This window comes from Enterobacter sp. AC1, assembly GCF_050434705.1.
In the GTDB taxonomy this organism is placed as follows: Bacteria; Pseudomonadota; Gammaproteobacteria; order Enterobacterales; family Enterobacteriaceae; genus Enterobacter; species Enterobacter cloacae_L.
Genome location: NZ_JBNDIZ010000001.1, coordinates 354,450 through 371,892 on the forward strand (window position 1 = coordinate 354,450; position 17,443 = coordinate 371,892).

Annotated in this window: 18 protein-coding genes; 10 read left to right on the top strand and 8 right to left on the bottom strand. The window is 56.5% G+C overall.

What is annotated here, in order from left to right:
- Nucleotides 1–302: 302 nt before the first annotated feature.
- A complete protein-coding gene (gene nifJ, locus M2433_RS01700; RefSeq protein WP_429052417.1) occupies nucleotides 303–3,827 on the bottom strand; it encodes a pyruvate:ferredoxin (flavodoxin) oxidoreductase in 3,525 nt (1,174 codons plus the stop codon).
- Nucleotides 3,828–4,098: 271 nt separating this feature from the next.
- Between nifJ and M2433_RS01705 the strand changes: the two genes are divergently transcribed.
- On the top strand, nucleotides 4,099–4,365 hold the full coding sequence (locus tag M2433_RS01705) for a putative hemolysin (RefSeq protein ID WP_047349054.1): 267 nt from the start codon (nucleotides 4,099–4,101) through the stop codon (nucleotides 4,363–4,365).
- Here M2433_RS01705 and hslJ read toward each other — a convergent pair whose 3' ends face one another.
- From hslJ to M2433_RS01725, 4 genes are all read right to left on the bottom strand, one after another.
- Nucleotides 4,366–4,803, bottom strand: coding sequence for a heat shock protein HslJ (gene hslJ / locus M2433_RS01710; protein WP_429052419.1), 438 nt, complete (start codon nucleotides 4,801–4,803; stop codon nucleotides 4,366–4,368).
- Between the two features lie 127 nt (nucleotides 4,804–4,930).
- On the bottom strand, nucleotides 4,931–5,059 hold the full coding sequence (locus M2433_RS01715; protein ID WP_008501283.1) for a DUF2474 domain-containing protein: 129 nt from the start codon (nucleotides 5,057–5,059) through the stop codon (nucleotides 4,931–4,933).
- On the bottom strand, nucleotides 5,059–6,069 hold the full coding sequence (gene cydB, locus M2433_RS01720; protein WP_429052421.1) for a cytochrome d ubiquinol oxidase subunit II: 1,011 nt from the start codon (nucleotides 6,067–6,069) through the stop codon (nucleotides 5,059–5,061). The genes M2433_RS01715 and cydB overlap by 1 nt, the downstream gene beginning before the upstream one ends.
- Nucleotides 6,069–7,469, bottom strand: coding sequence for a cytochrome ubiquinol oxidase subunit I (locus M2433_RS01725; RefSeq protein WP_429052422.1), 1,401 nt, complete (start codon nucleotides 7,467–7,469; stop codon nucleotides 6,069–6,071). The genes cydB and M2433_RS01725 overlap by 1 nt, the downstream gene beginning before the upstream one ends.
- A gap of 391 nt (nucleotides 7,470–7,860) precedes the next feature.
- Here M2433_RS01725 and M2433_RS01730 point away from each other — a divergent pair, with 391 nt between their 5' ends.
- From M2433_RS01730 to patD, 7 genes are all read left to right on the top strand, one after another.
- Nucleotides 7,861–8,049 (top strand): hypothetical protein, encoded by a 189-nt coding sequence (locus M2433_RS01730; protein WP_047348336.1) that lies wholly within the window; start codon nucleotides 7,861–7,863, stop codon nucleotides 8,047–8,049.
- A gap of 82 nt (nucleotides 8,050–8,131) precedes the next feature.
- Complete coding sequence (locus tag M2433_RS01735; protein ID WP_429052424.1) at nucleotides 8,132–9,541, top strand: PLP-dependent aminotransferase family protein; 1,410 nt, start codon at nucleotides 8,132–8,134, stop codon at nucleotides 9,539–9,541.
- A 272-nt stretch (nucleotides 9,542–9,813) separates the two neighbouring features.
- A complete protein-coding gene (gene ydcS, locus M2433_RS01740; RefSeq protein ID WP_429052426.1) occupies nucleotides 9,814–10,959 on the top strand; it encodes a putative ABC transporter substrate-binding protein YdcS in 1,146 nt (381 codons plus the stop codon).
- A gap of 17 nt (nucleotides 10,960–10,976) precedes the next feature.
- Nucleotides 10,977–11,990 (top strand): ABC transporter ATP-binding protein, encoded by a 1,014-nt coding sequence (locus M2433_RS01745; RefSeq protein ID WP_429052428.1) that lies wholly within the window; start codon nucleotides 10,977–10,979, stop codon nucleotides 11,988–11,990.
- A 7-nt stretch (nucleotides 11,991–11,997) separates the two neighbouring features.
- On the top strand, nucleotides 11,998–12,936 hold the full coding sequence (locus M2433_RS01750) for an ABC transporter permease (protein WP_429053098.1): 939 nt from the start codon (nucleotides 11,998–12,000) through the stop codon (nucleotides 12,934–12,936).
- Nucleotides 12,926–13,732 carry an ABC transporter permease gene (locus M2433_RS01755; protein WP_008501291.1) on the top strand — a complete coding sequence of 269 codons (807 nt, stop codon included), beginning with the start codon at nucleotides 12,926–12,928 and terminating at the stop codon, nucleotides 13,730–13,732. The genes M2433_RS01750 and M2433_RS01755 overlap by 11 nt, the downstream gene beginning before the upstream one ends.
- 24 nt (nucleotides 13,733–13,756) lie before the next feature.
- The gene (patD, locus tag M2433_RS01760; RefSeq protein ID WP_429052430.1) at nucleotides 13,757–15,181 is read left to right on the top strand and encodes an aminobutyraldehyde dehydrogenase; all 1,425 of its coding nucleotides are present in this window, start codon (nucleotides 13,757–13,759) and stop codon (nucleotides 15,179–15,181) included.
- Nucleotides 15,182–15,218: 37 nt separating this feature from the next.
- Here patD and M2433_RS01765 read toward each other — a convergent pair whose 3' ends face one another.
- From M2433_RS01765 to M2433_RS01775, 3 genes are read right to left on the bottom strand one after another with little or no spacing between them, the layout of a single operon-like run.
- On the bottom strand, nucleotides 15,219–15,401 hold the full coding sequence (locus tag M2433_RS01765; RefSeq protein ID WP_159339355.1) for a DUF1869 domain-containing protein: 183 nt from the start codon (nucleotides 15,399–15,401) through the stop codon (nucleotides 15,219–15,221).
- 4 nt (nucleotides 15,402–15,405) lie between these two features.
- Nucleotides 15,406–15,759 carry a DUF1971 domain-containing protein gene (locus M2433_RS01770; protein WP_063428347.1) on the bottom strand — a complete coding sequence of 118 codons (354 nt, stop codon included), beginning with the start codon at nucleotides 15,757–15,759 and terminating at the stop codon, nucleotides 15,406–15,408.
- A 27-nt stretch (nucleotides 15,760–15,786) separates the two neighbouring features.
- A complete protein-coding gene (locus tag M2433_RS01775) occupies nucleotides 15,787–16,113 on the bottom strand; it encodes a DUF1971 domain-containing protein (RefSeq protein ID WP_063428399.1) in 327 nt (108 codons plus the stop codon).
- A 244-nt stretch (nucleotides 16,114–16,357) separates the two neighbouring features.
- Here M2433_RS01775 and M2433_RS01780 point away from each other — a divergent pair, with 244 nt between their 5' ends.
- Nucleotides 16,358–16,531, top strand: a complete 174-nt coding sequence (locus M2433_RS01780; RefSeq protein ID WP_003856960.1) for a GhoT/OrtT family toxin — start codon at nucleotides 16,358–16,360, stop codon at nucleotides 16,529–16,531.
- A gap of 86 nt (nucleotides 16,532–16,617) precedes the next feature.
- Nucleotides 16,618–17,388: an alpha/beta fold hydrolase gene (locus tag M2433_RS01785; protein WP_063956551.1), complete on the top strand. Its 771-nt coding sequence runs from the start codon at nucleotides 16,618–16,620 to the stop codon at nucleotides 17,386–17,388.
- Nucleotides 17,389–17,443 lie beyond the last annotated feature (55 nt).

Consider the following 17,443-nt stretch of genomic DNA (forward strand, 5'->3'; position numbering starts at 1 on the left):
TAAGAGTAATAAAGTATAATTGTTACGAACTAAGTAAAATCTAAACTGAATAAATCAGTAGAAATGGTCATTAGTTTGATGGATGATTTAAAGTTAAGTATATTAAATTAAAATTATTAATCAGAGGTTAATTACGTTAATCTCAACGGCGTTATATGCCTTTAAGATTATTTGTCCATAATCCGTATGAATGTGATTTGGGAAACTAAAGAGATATTCATTGATTATCTGGATTAGCCCGGTGTGAAAACACCGGGCTTTTTTTATGGCAAAAAAATGCCCGGACAAGCCGGGCAGGGAAGTTAGTCGCTGGTCGATTTTTCGGCTTTACCCGCCATCTGCGCCAGGAAATCATAGCGTTTTTGCAGATCGGCCGCCGCGTCTTTCCACAGCTGTTCTGCCACTTCCGGCTGCTGCGCGTTAAGGCGACGGAAGCGCTGTTCCTGCATTAACGTCTCGGCCAGGGCATCAGACGGCGGACGCGAATCCAGCGCCAGCGGTAATTTACCCTCATCCGCACGGCGCGGATCGAACCGGTACAGCGGCCAGAAGCCGGTTGCCGTCAGCTGACGCATCTGATCGTGGCTCAGCGCCAGGTCGTAGCCATGCTCTTCGCAAGGGCTGTAGGCAATGATCAGCGACGGGCCAGGATAGGCTTCCGCTTCCTGAATCGCTTTCACCGTCTGGTTAAGCTGTGCCCCCAGCGAGATTTGCGCGACATAGATGTGACCGTACATCATCATGCTCACGCCAAGATCCTTGCGCGCCTTGCGTTTACCGTGCTCACCAAATTTGGTCACTGCGCCTAACGGCGTGGCTTTCGACGCCTGACCGCCGGTATTGGAGTAACACTGCGTATCCAGAACCAGGATGTTGACGTTTTCGGTGAGGCTCAACACGTGATCCAGCCCGCCGAAGCCAATGTCGTAGGCCCAGCCGTCGCCGCCAATCAGCCAGATCGATTTTTCGACCAGGGCGTCCGCGTCGGTCAGAAGCTGTTCAGCACCCGCCACGCCCTGAAGCGCCTGTCGCAGCTGAGCAACCTGTTCACGTCGTAGCTCTGGCGTCGCGTCCGCGTGAAGGGCGTCATTGAGCTCTGCTGGGATCAGCCCGGCAAACTGTTCCAGCAGGCGCATCACGCGCGTCCGGTGCTGGTCGACGGTCAGGCGGAAGCCGAGACCAAATTCGGCGTTATCCTCGAACAGCGAGTTTGCCCACGCCGGACCGCGACCGTTGGCATCGGTGGTGTAGGGGGTAGAAGGCAGATTGCCGCCATAAATCGAGGAGCAGCCGGTTGCGTTGGCAATCAACATCCGGTCACCGTACAGCTGGGTAAGCAGCTTGATATACGGCGTTTCACCACACCCGGAGCAGGCACCGGAGTACTCAAACAGCGGCGTGATCAGCTGTGACGTACGAATATCAATACGCTCCAGTTTGCTGCGATCGATTTCCGGCAGATTCAGGAAGAAGTCATAGTTGACCTTCTCCTCTTCAACGTGCTCCAGACGCGACATCATATTGATGGCCTTGATCTCCGGATTCTGCCGATCTTTCGCCGGACAGACTTCGACGCACAGGTTACAGCCGGTGCAGTCCTCAGGTGCGACCTGCAGAACGTATTTCTGTCCGCGCATATCGCGGGATTTCACATCCAGCGAATGCAGGCTAGCCGGCGCGGCTTCCATCTCTTCCGGTGAAACCACTTTGGCGCGAATGGCTGAGTGCGGGCAGGCCGCCACGCAGTGGTTGCACTGGGTACACAGCTCTTCTTTCCAGATGGGGATCGCTTCTGCGATGTTGCGTTTTTCCCAGCGGGTGGTGCCCATCGGCCATGTCCCATCCGGCGGTAGCGCAGAGACGGGCAGGGCGTCACCCAGACCGGCCAGCATCGCCGCCGTCACGGTCTTCACGAAATCAGGCGCCTCGTCGGAGACCACCGGAGGACGATTCGGGCTTGTGCTATTGACCGGCTGCAGAGGCACCTCGAACAGCGACTCGCGCGCCAGCGCCAGCGCCTGCCAGTTACGTTCGACCAGCTCCTGCCCCTTGCTGCTGTAGCTTTTGGCAATCGCGCCCTGCAGCTCCATCAGCGCGCTGTCGCCCGGCAGGATGTTGGTCAGGTGGAAGAAGGCCATTTGCATAACGGTATTGATACGCGCGGCCAGGCCGCACTCGCGGGCTATTTTCGCGGCGTTAACCACATAGAAACGGGCCTTTTTCTGGTTCAGCACCGCCTGAACTTCCTGCGGCAGGCGCGCCCAGACCTCATCCGCGCTGTATGGGGTATTGAGGAGGAAAATACCGCCGGGTTTCAGGCGCTCAGCCATCTGGTATTTATCGATAAACTGCAGCTGGTGGCAGCCAACAAAATCAGCCTGAGATATAAGATAGGCAGAGCGGATTGGCTGTTCGCTGACGCGCAGGTGAGAAACGGTCAGGCCGCCTGCTTTTTTGGAGTCGTAAACGAAGTAACCCTGGGCGTACCACGGCGTTGAGTTGCCGATAATTTTGATGTTGTTTTTGGTCGCGGAGACGCTACCGTCGCTGCCCAGACCATAGAACAGCGCCTCAAGTTTAGCGGTCGACGGCAGGGTGTTCTCCGGCAAGGCCAGGGAGAGGTTGGTCACATCATCATAAATGCCGACGGTAAAGCGCGGCCTGGGTTTCGCCTCGCTTAGCTCGTTAAATACCGCCAGCACGCAGTCCGGGCCAAACTCCTTGGAGGACAAACCGTAGCGCCCCCCAATGGTGCGCGGCAGCGTCTCACGTTCACCGTTATTAAAGGCTTCTGCCAGGGCGGTCATCACATCCAGATACAGCGGTTCCGCCTGCGCGCCCGGCTCTTTCGTACGGTCGAGCACCGCCACCGCGCGCGCGCTTTCAGGTAAAGCGGAAAGCAGATGTTTGGCCGAGAACGGACGATAGAGACGCACTTTAAGCACGCCGACCTTTTCTCCGCGCGTCAGCAACTCGTCAACCACCTCTTCACAGGTGCCAATGGCTGAACCCATCAGCACAATCACCCGTTCTGCCTGCGGATGGCCGTAGTATTCAAACGGCTTATATTCCCGGCCGGTCGCGGCGGCAAAGTCGTTCATCGCCTGTTCAACATGGTCGTAAACCGCGTTGTACCAGGGGTTCGTGGCCTCGCGGGACTGGAAATAGGTGTCCGGGTTTGCCGACGTTCCGCGAATGACCGGATGTTCCGGGTTAAGGGCCCGGGCGCGATGGGCGTCGATCTCCGCCTGCGGCAGCAGGTTCAGGATAGTATCGTCAGCCAGCGGGACGATTTTATTGATTTCGTGAGAGGTGCGGAAACCATCAAAGAAGTGAATAAACGGAACCCGGCTTTTGAGCGTGGCGATATGCGAAATTAAGGCAAAGTCCTGGGCTTCCTGAACGCTGCTGGCGCACAGCATCGCGCAGCCGGTCTGGCGCACGGCCATCACGTCAGAGTGATCGCCAAAAATCGAGAGCGCGTGGGTGGCAACGGTACGCGCGGCGACGTGCAGAACGAAGGGGGTGAGCTGGCCGGCGAGCTTGTACAGCGTAGGGATCATTAACAACAATCCCTGAGAGGAGGTAAACGACGTGGACAGCGCGCCTGTCTGAAGCGCACCGTGTACCGTAGCAATCGCTCCGGCCTCGGATTGCATTTCAACCACTCTCGGGACATCGCCCCAGACGTTTTTTAACCCGTTACCCGCCCAGGCGTCCGCCTGCTCAGCCATGGTGGAGCTCGGCGTAATCGGATAGATGGCGATAACTTCACTGGTGCGAAACGCGACTGAGGCAACCGCACCATTACCGTCAATAGTTTGCATAGGACAACACCCTTACATTGCGCAAAAAATAGGGGTCTGTATTACGGCAACAAACCCTGAATATTATCTGTGTATTCTAGCAAACGGGTGATTTTTCGATTTTCGCTTTTGTGTCCTCGGTATTCTCGCCATCAATGTGTAGATCAAACTTTTGGCGAAAAAATTGCGAGAAAGTGTTTCAGGAGCGCATAAATACGCACTTCCGCTCTCGACGACGCGGGATGTGATGCCTATTATGCATAGGTTTCGCATTATTCATGGGGGAGAGAGCATGCGCTCAGCATTTTTGGTAGGGTGTGCCGCATTATTGTTGTCGGCATGTAGCAATGAACCTGTCCAGCAGGCAACGGCAGCCCACGTGGCGCCGGGAATGAAGGCGGCGATGTCCAGTTCCGGTCAGGCTAACTGCGCGATGATCGGCGGTTCGCTGTCGGTGGCCCGCCAGCTTGATGGTTCTGCTATCGGGATGTGCGCCTTGCCAAACGGCAAACGCTGCAGTGAACAGTCGCTTGCCGTTGGAAGCTGCGGTAACTACTGATTAGTCTGCACGCTTAAACATCAGCGTCTTATCGGCCGTCGCCAGCGTTAACTGGTCTTCTGTCAGGTCGACCTGCGCCCCGTTGCGCAGCATGTCGCCGATGGCCTGATCCAGCTCATTCAGCTGCGGTTCAGTACAGAGTTTGCGCGTCATGGCCAGCGTTTTCACCTTTAGCTCGCCTTCGGACAATTTCCCCTGTCCGTTGAAGCGGTTACACATCACGCCAGAGACGCTGATGTTATTAACCAGGCTGATATCTGGCAGCGCGCTAAAACCGATCTCAGGTTGCGCTGTCGCGGTCTTCACGGCCTTACCGTTCACGTTTTCCAGCACAAAGCGGTGGTTTTTCAGTTGCTCCGGCTGTACGGAGGCTTTGCCGGGATTAACGCAGCCGGTAAGGACAAGACTAATAACGCTTATCGCAATGAGCTTTTTCATTTTTCTTCTCAAACTATAAATACTGTGAATCTTTTTCCAGTGTAACGATACTCCGCGGTGCGTTAATGGGGTTTATCTGAAAGTGCGGGGGAAGGTGCCGGGCAACGCAGCGGATGCCCGGGTGACGTTAATGAGATTTAAACCCTGCCGCCGTCATCAGCATGCGGAAGAGCATGCTGACAGCCGCCAGCGCCAGTACGCTGCCGCCCCAGATAATGGCCAGCCAGAGTAATCTTTTCCAGACCGGTTGTTGCATCAGTGATATCCCTCCCCATGCTGAACTTTGCCGCGAAATACGTAGTAGCTCCAGAAGGTGTAGACCAGAATAACGGGAATGATCAACAGCGCGCCCACCAGCATAAAGCCCTGGCTTTGCGTCGGCGCGGCGGCCTGCCATAGGGTGATCGACGGCGGAATGATGTGCGGCCAGATGCTGATCCCAAGCCCGCTAAAGCCGAGGAATATCAGCCCCAGCGTCAGGATAAACGGTCGGCTATGGCTGTCGGGATTGTTCAGGCAGCGCCACTGATAGAGGCTAAACATCACCACCAGGGCCGGGACCGGCAGCAGATAAAACAGGTTCGGCAGCGTAAACCAGCGCGCAGCGATGGCCGGATGTGCAAGCGGCGTCCAGAGGCTGATCGCCGCAATAAACGCCAGCAGCACGAGTAACAGCGTTTTCGAGACCTCGCGCATCCGCTGCTGCAGCGCGTTTTCGCTTTTCATCACCAGCCACGTAGAGCCTAACAGCGCATAGGCCACCACCAGGCCCGCGCCGCAAAACAGGTTAAACGCGGTAAACCAGTCAAAGGGCCCCCCGGTATAGGCCCGGCCGGTAACGGTAAAGCCGTTAATGACGGCACCCACCGTCACGCCCTGGGTAAACGTCGCCAGAATGGAACCGCCAATAAACGCCTTATCCCAGAAGGTACGGTGCGCCGGCGTAGCTTTAAAGCGAAACTCAAACGCCACGCCGCGGAATATAAGTCCGATCAGCATTAACGTCAGCGGAATGGTCAGGGCGTCAACGATCACCGCATAGGCCAGCGGGAATGCGCCAAAGAGAGCGGCTCCGCCAAGCACCAGCCAGGTTTCATTTCCGTCCCAGACCGGCGCAACGCTGTTAACCATTACGTCGCGATCGTCGGCGTTTTGCGTGACCGGGAACAGAATCCCTATCCCCAGATCAAAACCGTCCATCACGATGTACATCAGCGTGGCGAAGACGATAATGACAAACCAGATGATGGAAAGATCGATACCCATTATGGCTGCTCCTTATGTTCAGCGGTGACGGCAGAAAGCGGGCGCGCCGGACGTCCGTCGGACTCGGTGGCGAAAGATTCATGCGGCTGCGGGCCTTTACGGATGAGGCGCACCATATAGCTGTAGCCCACGCCGAATACCGAGGTGTAAACGACGAAGAAGGCCAGCAGGCTCACGCTCATATGCAGATCGCCATGGGCAGAAACCGCATCCTTCGTTCGCTGAAGTCCGTAGACGACCCACGGCTGGCGGCCCACTTCGGTGGTGATCCACCCGGCCAGAATCGCAATCAGCCCTGATGGCCCCATCAGTAGCGCAAACCACAGGAAAGGACGGGAGGAATAAACGCGCTTTTTATAGCGCAGCCAGAGTGCCGCCACGCCAAGCAGCAGCATCAGCATCCCCAGGCCTGCCATAATGCGGAACGACCAGAAGACAATGGTGGCGTTAGGACGATCTTCCCTTGGAAACTCTTTGAGTGCCGGAACCTGTTTATCCAGGCTGTGGGTCAGGATAAGGCTCCCCAGAGCCGGGATCTCCAGCCCAAAGCGGGTGCGTTCCTGTTCCATATCCGGCCAGCCAAACAGCAGCAGCGGGGTAGGCTCGCCCGGCGGATTTTCCCAGTGCCCTTCAATGGCGGCAATTTTCGCGGGCTGGTGCTTTAAGGTGTTCAGCCCGTGCATATCGCCCACCATGGCCTGGATGGGCGCGACGATCAGCGTCATCCACAGCGCCATTGAAAACATCGCGCGGATGGCGGGGGTATTATTGCCGCGCAGCAGATGCCATGCCGCCGATGCGCCAACAAACAGGGCGCTGCTCAGGAAGGCGGCTATCGACATATGCAGCAGGCGGTAAGGGAAGGAGGGGTTAAACACCACGGCGAACCAGTCCACCGGTACCACCTGACCGTTGACGATCTCATAGCCCTGCGGGGTCTGCATCCAGCTGTTCGATGAGAGGATCCAGAAGGTGGAGATAATGGTGCCCAGCGCCACCATGCAGGTGGAAAAGAAGTGCAGTCCCGGCCCGACTTTATTCCAGCCGAACAGCATCACGCCGAGGAACCCGGCTTCAAGGAAGAAGGCGGTAAGCACTTCATAGGTCAACAACGGGCCGGTAATGCTGCCCGCAAACTGCGAAAAACCACTCCAGTTAGTGCCAAACTGGTAGGCCATCACCAGCCCTGAGACCACGCCCATGCCAAAGTTGACGGCAAAAATCTTCGACCAGAAATGGTACAGCGAGCGCCATACCGGATTTTTTGTTTTCAGCCACAGGCCTTCGAGCACGGCAAGATAGCTGGCCAGACCGATGGTGATTGCCGGGAAAATAATGTGAAAGGATACGGTAAACGCAAACTGTATCCGTGCAAGGTGAAAAGCATCTAAACCAAACATGCACAGCCTCAATGTCAAACGGTGTGCTGTTATGGTATAGGGACGCAAATAAGACTATCAGACGCAGAAAAACGATTTTTAACCATAACAGTTGGTGTAAAGACCATGCTTCAGACATCTGATATACGTCGCGGATAGGGAATAAAAACACTTCTTTTATGAATTTTCCGCATAAAACTGCTTGCCTTGTCGTCAGCGCCGTGCGTTAATGGCCTTCTGGTTTTGAGTCCAAATAAATATCTGACGTAGTTTTATAAAGCAGTTCTCATCACGTTGTGCCTCTCCGCAGCCTCTCTTGGGTCTTTATCTACATTCCGATTAGTTTTGTTTAAAACCATTATTGCCCAATCGGCCCATTAGTAATTTACGTTTTACGTTTCAGGAGAATCCTATGACTTCTTATATCCATTTTCGCTGCCCATGCTGTCATGGCTCGCAGTACCGTACCTCAGTCTTTGATGTGTCTGAGAAAAACCCGCTCGGCGCGAAATGCATCTTTTGCAAATCGTCGATGATTACGCTTGATCACCTGGCCGCTGCGCGTCAGGCGCAAAGCCACATCACCGAGTACCGTAAGTAATTCATTTTCAAAACTATAACAGTTAGCTAAATCTTCTCTTTTTCTCCTGCTGATATACACTGTCAGTCATAAGGAGAATCTGATGAAAAAATACCAGCGTCTGGCGCAACAAATTATCTCGCAGATTGAGCTTGGCGTATGGCTGCCGGGCGATAAGCTGCCTTCCCTGCGAGAGCAAGTGGCGAGCAGCGGCATGAGTTTTATGACCGTTGGCCACGCGTATCAGATGCTGGAAAGCCAGGGGCGCATAGTCGCCAGACCGCAGTCGGGCTATTACGTTGCCTCGCGCCCGACCGCACACCAGCCTGCGCCACCCGCTCAGGTGATGCGTGACGAAGCGGTGGATATCAACACCTACATCTTCGAGGTCTTACAGGCCAGCCGCGACCCCTCCGTTGTCCCTTTTGCTTCCGCGTTTCCCGACCCCCGGCTTTTCCCGCTTCAGCAGCTCAACCGCTCGCTGGCAAACGTCAGCAAAACCGCGACGGCGATGAGCGTGATTGAAAACCTGCCGCCGGGTAACGTCGATCTCCGCCACGCCATTGCCCGCCGCTACGCGCAGCAGGGGATGAATATCTCCCCCGAAGAGATCGTGATCACCGCCGGCGCGCTCGAAGCACTTAATCTCAGCCTGCAGGCGGTAACCGAGCCCGGTGACTGGGTGATTGTCGAAAATCCCTGCTTCTACGGGGCGCTGCAGGCGCTGGAACGCCTGAAGCTCAAAGCCTTGTCGATTGCAACGGACGTCCGCGAGGGGATCGATCTCAACGCCCTGGAACAGGCGCTGAATGACTACCCGGTGAAAGCCTGCTGGATCATGACCAACAGCCAAAACCCGCTTGGCTTCACGCTGAGCGCGGAGAAAAAAGCGCAGCTTGTCGCGCTGTTAACGCAGCACAACGTCACGCTGATTGAAGATGATGTCTACAGCGAGCTCTATTTTGGGCGTGAAAAACCGCTCCCGGCGAAAGCCTGGGATCGTCAGGACATGACGCTCCACTGCTCGTCCTTTTCAAAATGTCTGGTGGCCGGTTTTCGCATCGGGTGGATAGCTGCGGGAAAACACGCGCGGCGCATTCAGCAGCTGCAGCTGATGAGCACGCTCTCAACCAGCTCTCCCATGCAGCTGGCGCTGGTGGATTACCTGGCGACCAGGCGCTACGACGCCCATCTTCGCCGCCTGCGACGAACCCTGGCCGAGCGAAAACAGCAGGCCTGGCAGTCACTGCTGCGCCATATGCCTGCCGGCGTCAAAATTCATCATAACGACAGCGGCTACTTTTTATGGCTGGAACTTCCGGCGCAGCTGGATGCGGGTCTGCTGAGCGAAAAGGCCCTCATGCACCACATTAGCATTGCCCCCGGAAAGATGTTTTCTACCTCAGACGCGTGGACACCGTTCTTTCGATTCAATACCTCCTGGGCCTGGGGAGAGCGGGAAGAGCAGGCGGTCATTCAGTTAGGGAAATTAATTAGCAGCATGCTGGAATAATTTTCCTCGCCCGCAATTAAATAATCATTTCTTATCCTGATGACGGCACGGCGAATATTTCGCGGTGCCGTATCATAGGAAATCTGCATACCGCCTCTCGCGGCTAACTCCTTGTCTATAATCCAGTTAACGGGGAATGCGCCCTCGGTCACACCTTGATGAAATTTCCTTAAGCCGCACGGTGCGGCGCATTTGCGCGGTCTACGTTTAATAAGGGAGATATATTTACGGCACGGCTGCCGCTAAATTTCATTGCGACAGGAGTAATTCTTATGAGCAAAAAATTTGCCCGCAGCAGCCTGTGTGCGCTCGGCATGACTATCATGACAGCGCAAGCCGCAGAACCGCCGAAGGTCATTGGCGACGGGGAAGGACGGCTGGATATTATTGCCTGGCCGGGATACATCGAGCGGGGGCAGACGGATAAAAACTATGACTGGGTCACCCAGTTCGAAAAAGAGACCGGCTGCGCGGTCAACGTCAAAACGGCGGCCACGTCGGATGAAATGGTCAGCCTGATGGCGAAAGGGGGATACGACCTGGTCACCGCGTCGGGTGATGCGTCGCTCCGCCTGATCATGGGTAAACGCGTTCAACCGATTAACCCCGATCTCATTCCCAACTGGAAAACACTCGATGCACGGATGGTGAAAGGAGAATGGTTTAACGTTGGCGGTAAAGTCTACGGCACACCGTACCAGTGGGGGCCAAACCTGCTGATGTACAACACCAAAACCTTCCCGACGCCGCCGGACAGCTGGAGCGTGGTCTTTACCAAACAGGATCTGCCGGACGGTAAAACCAATCAGGGACGCGTTCAGGCCTATGACGGCCCGATTTACATCGCCGATGCGGCGCTGTTTGTCAAAGCCACTCAACCTCAGCTGGGGATCAAAGACCCTTACCAGCTCAGTGAAGAACAGTATGCTGCCGTGCTCAAGGTGCTTCGCGATCAGCATGCCCTGATCCACCGCTACTGGCACGACACCACCGTTCAGATGAGCGACTTCAAAAATGAAGGCGTCGTGGCCTCCAGCGCCTGGCCGTATCAGGCGAATGCCCTGAAGGCCGAAAACCAGCCCGTTGCCACCGTCTTCCCGAAAGAGGGGGTAACCGGCTGGGCGGACACCACCATGCTGCACGCGCAGGCAAAACACCCGATGTGCGCCTACAAGTGGATGAACTGGTCGCTCACGCCGAAAGTGCAGGGCGATCTGGCCGCATGGTTTGGCTCGCTGCCCGTCGTCCCGGAAGGGTGTAAGGCCAGCACGCTGCTGGGGGATAAAGGCTGCGAAACAAACGGGTATAACGAGTTCGACAAAATCATGTTCTGGAAAACCCCTATCGCAGAAGGCGGCAAATTTGTGCCCTACAGCCGCTGGACGCAGGATTACATCGCCATCATGGGTGGCCGTTAATCGCCCGGGAGCAGAACATGACGTACGCGGTAGAGTTTAATAATGTTTCCCGCCTGTACGGCGACGTGCGGGCGGTGGACGGGGTCACCATTGCGATCCGTGACGGAGAATTTTTCTCCATGCTGGGGCCTTCGGGCTCCGGCAAAACCACCTGCCTGCGCCTGATCGCCGGTTTTGAACAGCTGTCGGGCGGCGCGATTTCTATCTTCGGCAAAGAGGCGAGCGAACTGCCTCCCTGGGAGCGGGACGTGAACACCGTGTTCCAGGACTACGCGCTGTTCCCGCATATGTCGATCCTCGATAACGTCGCCTACGGGCTGATGGTAAAAGGCATTGATAAGAAAAAGCGCCATGCGCAGGCCCGTGACGCCCTGGAAAAAGTGGGCCTGAGCTTTGCCGTTGCCCGCAAACCGTCGCAACTTTCCGGCGGCCAGCGCCAGCGCGTCGCCATCGCCCGGGCGCTGGTCAATGAGCCGCGCGTGCTCCTGCTGGACGAGCCCTTAGGGGCGCTCGATCTCAAACTGCGTGAGCAGATGCAGTTCGAGCTGAAGAAACTTCAGCAGGAACTCGGCATCACCTTTATTTTCGTCACCCACGACCAGGGGGAAGCTCTCTCCATGTCCGACCGGGTGGCGGTGTTCAATAACGGGCGCATCGAGCAGGTAGATACCCCGCGCGATCTCTACATGCGGCCGCGCACGCCGTTTGTCGCCGGTTTTGTTGGCACGTCCAACGTTTTTGACGCGGCCCTTGCGCAGAAACTGTGCGGCATGGAGGGCGCTTATTCGCTGCGCCCGGAACATATTCGCCTTAACGAGAGCGGTGACGTTCAGGTTCAGGGATGCGTGCAGGCCGTTCAGTACCAGGGCGCCGCCACGCGTCTGGAGCTGAAACTCGACGATGGCGTAAAACTGCTGGTGAGCCAGGCCAACCTCAGTGACGCCTCGCCGCTGAACGGCGTTGCGCCGGGGCAGGTCGTTATGGCGTCATGGTCGCGCGAGGCGATGATCCGCCTTCACGAGGAGAGGTGAAATGGATATGAGCGTTGCGCATCCTCCCGCCTCCCGCAGCCGCCTGAGCCGCATGACGGCACTGTTCTGGCGTAGGCCGTCGCTCGGGCTGTTCCTGCTTCTGCTTGCACCGCTGATGTGGTTCGGCATCGTCTATTTAGGATCGCTGCTGACCCTGCTGTGGCAGGGGTTTTACACTTTTGACGATTTCACCATGGCGGTCACGCCGGACCTGACCCTGGCGAACATTCAGGCGCTCTTTAACCCGGCTAACTACGACATCATTGTACGCACGTTAACCATGGCGATGGCGGTGACCATCGCCAGCGCCATCCTGGCGTTCCCGATGGCCTGGTACATGGCGCGATACACTCGCGGCAAATGGAAAGCGTTCTTCTATATCGCCGTGATGCTGCCGATGTGGGCGAGCTACATCGTCAAAGCCTACGCCTGGACGCTGCTGCTGGCGAAGGACGGCGTGGCGCAATGGTTTCTCAGCAACATGGGACTGGAGCCGATCCTGACCTCGCTCCTTACGCTCCCGGCGATCGGCGGCAACACCTTGTCCACCTCCGGGCTGGGACGGTTTTTGGTCTTCGTCTACATCTGGCTGCCGTTTATGATCCTGCCCGTCCAGGCGGCGCTGGAACGCCTGCCGGCTTCTTTACTGCAGGCCTCAGCCGACCTCGGCGCGCGTCCCCGCCAGACCTTTCGCTACGTCGTTCTGCCGCTGGCGATCCCGGGCATTGCGGCGGGCTCGATATTCACCTTTTCCCTGACGCTGGGGGATTTCATTGTTCCCCAGCTGGTGGGGCCGCCGGGCTATTTCATCGGCAATATGGTCTATTCCCAGCAGGGGGCTATCGGCAATATGCCGATGGCCGCCGCGTTCACGCTGGTTCCCATCGTGCTGATTTCTCTCTATCTGGCGTTCGTGAAGCGCCTGGGAGCATTCGATGCACTCTGAACGCGCACCGCTGTTCCTGAAAGTGGCAGCGTGGGGAGGGGTTATCTTCCTGCACTTCCCGCTGCTGATTATCGCAACCTATGCTTTTAATACCGAAGATGCCGCCTTCAGCTTTCCGCCGCAGGGGCTAACGCTGAAGTGGTTTAGCGTGGCGGCGGGGCGTGGGGACATTATCGAGTCCGTGACGTTGTCACTTCAAATTGCCGCGCTGTCCACCGCGATAGCCCTTGTGCTTGGCACGCTTGCTGCAGCAGCGCTGTGGCGAAGCGAGTTTTTTGGCAAGAATGCGATCTCACTGCTGCTGCTGTTGCCGATTGCGTTACCGGGGATCATTACCGGCCTGGCGCTGCTGACCGCATTCAAAACCATCAACCTTGAGCCGGGCTTTTTCACCATCGTGGTGGGACACGCCACATTTTGCGTGGTGGTGGTGTTTAACAACGTAATTGCCCGGTTCAGACGCACCTCCTGGAGCCTGGTGGAAGCGTCGATGGATCTCGGGGCCGACGGGTGGCAAACCTTCCGCTATGTCGTGCTGCCCAATCTGGGTTCAGCGCTGCTGGCCGGGGGAATGCTGGCGTTTGCCCTGTCGTTTGACGAGATAATCGTCACAACGTTCACGGCGGGACACGAGCGCACGTTACCGCTGTGGCTGCTTAACCAGCTCGGGCGTCCGCGCGACGTGCCGGTTACTAACGTCGTTGCACTGCTGGTGATGCTGGTGACAACCATCCCCATTCTGGGAGCCTGGTGGCTAACCCGCGACGGCGAGAACATTGCCGGCAGCGGGAAATAACATTCATTTCAACAGGACAATGCTATGCAAACACATCTGCTGATTAAGGGTGAACTGGTTGCCGGAGAAGGCGAGAAACAGCCGGTTTATAATCCGGCCACCGGAGAGGTACTGCTGGAAATTGCTGAAGCCTCGCTGGCCCAGGTCAACGCGGCGGTAGAGGCCGCTGACCAGGCTTTTACCGACTGGGGGCAGACCACGCCCAAAGCGCGCGCTGAGTGCCTGCTGAAGCTGGCTGACGCCATCGAGGCGCAGGGTGAAGAGTTTGCCCGGCTTGAGTCTCTCAACTGCGGCAAGCCGCTGCACTGCGCCCTCGGGGACGAAATTCCGGCGGTGGTCGACGTTTTCCGCTTCTTTGCCGGGGCGGCCCGCTGCCTGAACGGGCTGGCCGCCGGAGAGTATCTTGAGGGCCACACGTCGATGATCCGCCGTGACCCGGTGGGCGTGGTTGCCTCTATCGCGCCGTGGAACTACCCGCTGATGATGGCCGCGTGGAAGCTCGCACCCGCGCTGGCCGCCGGTAACTGCGTGGTGATCAAACCCTCCGAAATTACGCCGCTGACGGCGCTGAAGCTGGCGGAGCTGGCAAAGGATATCTTCCCGGCGGGCGTGCTGAACGTGCTGTTCGGACGGGGCAAGACGGTAGGCGATCCGCTGACCGGGCATGAAAAGGTCCGTATGGTCTCGCTGACCGGTTCGATTGCGACCGGGGAACATATCATCGGCCATACGGCGTCCTCCATCAAACGCACCCACATGGAGCTGGGCGGAAAAGCGCCGGTTATCGTGTTTGATGATGCCGACCTGGATGCGGTTGTCGAAGGCGTGCGGACGTTTGGTTTCTACAATGCCGGGCAGGACTGTACGGCGGCCTGCCGCATTTATGCCCAGAAGGGCATTTATGCTGCGCTTGTGGAAAAACTGGGCGCAGCGGTAGCCAGCCTCAAAATGGGCGCCCCTGAGGATGGGGATACCGAACTGGGACCGCTCAGCTCGGCGGCCCATCTTTCGCGCGTCTGTCAGGCTGTCGACGAGGCAAAAGCGCTCGGCCATATCCGCGTCGTCACGGGCGGGAGTAAAAAAGAGGGGGCGGGCTATTACTTCCAGCCAACCCTGATGGCGGGGGCAAAACAGGACGATACCATCGTTCAGCGCGAGGTGTTTGGCCCGGTGGTGAGCGTCACCGAGTTTGACGACGAGGCGCAGGTGCTGGCCTGGGCGAACGATTCACAGTACGGGCTGGCGTCGTCGGTCTGGACGAAAGACGTGGGCCGCGCCCATCGTCTGAGCGCGCGCCTGCAGTACGGCTGCACCTGGGTGAATACCCATTTTATGCTGGTGAGCGAAATGCCGCACGGCGGCATGAAATTGTCCGGCTACGGAAAGGATATGTCGGTGTACGGGCTCGAGGATTATACGGTTGTCCGGCATGTCATGATAAAACATTAAGAACCATGCCCGGCGGCCAGTACCGCCGGGCGTTTTCTTACCAGCCACAAACCTCGTGTTCATTTTCCGTGTCGTAAGCGCGAACGGTATTCACCAGCTCTTTCACCACGTCTGCGGCGACGTCCGGGATGAGCAGTTCCATTGGGGCGTCTGTTTCATAATCCACCGAGACGCCATTGCTGTTGTTGGTGACGGTCACGGTGTACGTTGCTTTACCCACGCTGTTACTCCTTATGTGTATTAACCACTTTTCCGATACCTGCGCCCTGAAGCGTAACGTCAGGGTCGGCAAAAAAGTCGATGTTGAAATAGGTATCGTCGGTCAATAACTCAATGCGGTGCCATTTTTGCGGCGGTGAGATGCCAAACGATCCGGCCTCGATCACCAGCTCCAGATCCGGTTCTGTCGCGTCTGCATCCGGGAAGCCAAAATAGCGCACCGCGCCCTGCATCACGGACAAACGGCCGTAGACGCTGGCTTTCGTATTATGATGGGTGAAAAGGGCTTTTGGTGCCGTGTCTTTGTTCCAGAATGGCGTGGAGCGGGTATGAACAAAATTCTCAGGAATACGTAGCATAATGGTTTCCTCGTAAGTGCAAGCCACTTAAAGCGACCTCAGTACCTCGGGTTCGACGAAAAAGTCGATATTGAACAGCGTGTCATCGGACATCACTTCGATGTGATGCCATTTCTCAGGCGGAAACACGCCGAAGTGGCCAGCCTTGATAATCAATGTGCTGTCAGGCTCGGGAGTCAATTCATCGGCATAGCCTAAGTAACGCACGGCACCCTGCACCACGGTCAGGCGAGGATAGACGCCCGGACGGGTACCCGTGTCGAGATGACGCTGAAAGATCCCGGCAGGCGCGGTGTTTTTATTCCAGAAAGGGGTGGAGCGGGTATGAATACAACTCGGCGGAATGCGCAGCATATTGCCTCCCATGAATGTCTGCCTTTATTAGACGCCTTTTCAGAATTCAAAATTTATCAAAAAGTGCATTTAATATACATGTTATCAATAAAGGTTATTGTTCACTCTCCCGGCTTGTTACACAGAATACTCAGTTGTTATTAGCCTTAATATTTAAGTGGTTATTGTGTAACGAAAAAACTTGATCTGTATCAACATATGACGCATATTGCGTGCGGTTATTTTTTCGGCTCTGGTATCAAGAATGACGTTGTATCAAAAGATGTTGGTTTTTTACGCAATCATGGCTTCCATCTGCGCATTAATTACCTGGTTCCTCTCCAAAGACCGCAAACGTATCCGCCTGCTCAGCGCTTTTCTGGTGGGATCAACCTGGCCAATGAGCTTTCCCGTTGCGCTGCTGATCTCGCTTTTCTGAAGCACGCTTCCCGTTTTAAAAGATGAACGTAGCATTCCGGATGTAATGACTGTATAAATACACAGTGAGTCATAAAAGGAGTGCTTATGAACAGCTTTTACTCGCAGCAGGCCGGCTGCACCGTGCGCTGGCATGATTTGCCTGGCACAGGCGATCCCGTGGTGTTCATTCACGGGCTGGGCTGCGCCGCTTCCTATGAATATCCCCGTGTCGTTTGTGACCCTCTTTTTGGCGCACGCAGAGCCATTCTCATCGATCTGCCCGGCAGCGGCTACAGCGACAAACCTCTGCACTACTCCTACCGAACAACTGACCAGGCTCGCGTCGTCGTGGAGCTGATTAACCATCTCAAGCTTGATGCCTTATGGCTTTATGGTCACAGCATGGGCGGCAGTATTGCTATCGAAACGGCGGGGCTGCTGGGCACCCGCGTTAAGGGACTGATGGTGTCAGAACCTAATTTTCACGCGGGCGGGGGCATGTTCAGCCGGTCTATTGCGGCACAAACCGAGCAACAGTTTCTGGAGCAGGGCTATGACGCCATGCTGCGGGCAGAAACCACGGCGTGGGCGGGGTGCCTGCAGAGCAATGCCCCTTATGCCGTCTGGCGCGGTGCATCGAGCCTGGTGGAGGGCGTTGAGCCAGAATGGGAGGCGCAGTTCCTGTCACTCACTTGCCCGGTGACGTTGATTTTCGGCGAGCTGTCGCTGCCTGATGACGACGTGGATAATCTGAAGCAGAAGGGCGTTGCGGTGAAAATCATCCCTGCGGCGGGGCACTCAATGTCGTGGGAAAACCCCTCTGCGCTGGCGCAGACGCTAGCGGACTGTGCTGCGAGCCAAAAAATCAGAATGTAGGCCGGGTAAGCGCAGCGCCACCCGGCAAGAAAGGCGGCTACATGATTAATCAGCG

Bases quoted from the DNA above. Each gene is read 5' to 3' on its own strand.
- nifJ (WP_429052417.1), bottom strand. From the start codon at position 3,827: ATGCAAACTATTGACGGTAATGGTGCGGTTGCCTCAGTCGCGTTTCGC.
- M2433_RS01705 (WP_047349054.1), top strand. From the start codon at position 4,099: ATGCGCTCAGCATTTTTGGTAGGGTGTGCCGCATTATTGTTGTCGGCA.
- hslJ (WP_429052419.1), bottom strand. From the start codon at position 4,803: ATGAAAAAGCTCATTGCGATAAGCGTTATTAGTCTTGTCCTTACCGGC.
- M2433_RS01715 (WP_008501283.1), bottom strand. From the start codon at position 5,059: ATGCAACAACCGGTCTGGAAAAGATTACTCTGGCTGGCCATTATCTGG.
- cydB (WP_429052421.1), bottom strand. From the start codon at position 6,069: ATGGGTATCGATCTTTCCATCATCTGGTTTGTCATTATCGTCTTCGCC.
- M2433_RS01725 (WP_429052422.1), bottom strand. From the start codon at position 7,469: ATGTTTGGTTTAGATGCTTTTCACCTTGCACGGATACAGTTTGCGTTT.
- M2433_RS01730 (WP_047348336.1), top strand. From the start codon at position 7,861: ATGACTTCTTATATCCATTTTCGCTGCCCATGCTGTCATGGCTCGCAG.
- M2433_RS01735 (WP_429052424.1), top strand. From the start codon at position 8,132: ATGAAAAAATACCAGCGTCTGGCGCAACAAATTATCTCGCAGATTGAG.
- ydcS (WP_429052426.1), top strand. From the start codon at position 9,814: ATGAGCAAAAAATTTGCCCGCAGCAGCCTGTGTGCGCTCGGCATGACT.
- M2433_RS01745 (WP_429052428.1), top strand. From the start codon at position 10,977: ATGACGTACGCGGTAGAGTTTAATAATGTTTCCCGCCTGTACGGCGAC.
- M2433_RS01750 (WP_429053098.1), top strand. From the start codon at position 11,998: ATGAGCGTTGCGCATCCTCCCGCCTCCCGCAGCCGCCTGAGCCGCATG.
- M2433_RS01755 (WP_008501291.1), top strand. From the start codon at position 12,926: ATGCACTCTGAACGCGCACCGCTGTTCCTGAAAGTGGCAGCGTGGGGA.
- patD (WP_429052430.1), top strand. From the start codon at position 13,757: ATGCAAACACATCTGCTGATTAAGGGTGAACTGGTTGCCGGAGAAGGC.
- M2433_RS01770 (WP_063428347.1), bottom strand. From the start codon at position 15,759: ATGCTACGTATTCCTGAGAATTTTGTTCATACCCGCTCCACGCCATTC.
- M2433_RS01775 (WP_063428399.1), bottom strand. From the start codon at position 16,113: ATGCTGCGCATTCCGCCGAGTTGTATTCATACCCGCTCCACCCCTTTC.
- M2433_RS01780 (WP_003856960.1), top strand. From the start codon at position 16,358: ATGACGTTGTATCAAAAGATGTTGGTTTTTTACGCAATCATGGCTTCC.
- M2433_RS01785 (WP_063956551.1), top strand. From the start codon at position 16,618: ATGAACAGCTTTTACTCGCAGCAGGCCGGCTGCACCGTGCGCTGGCAT.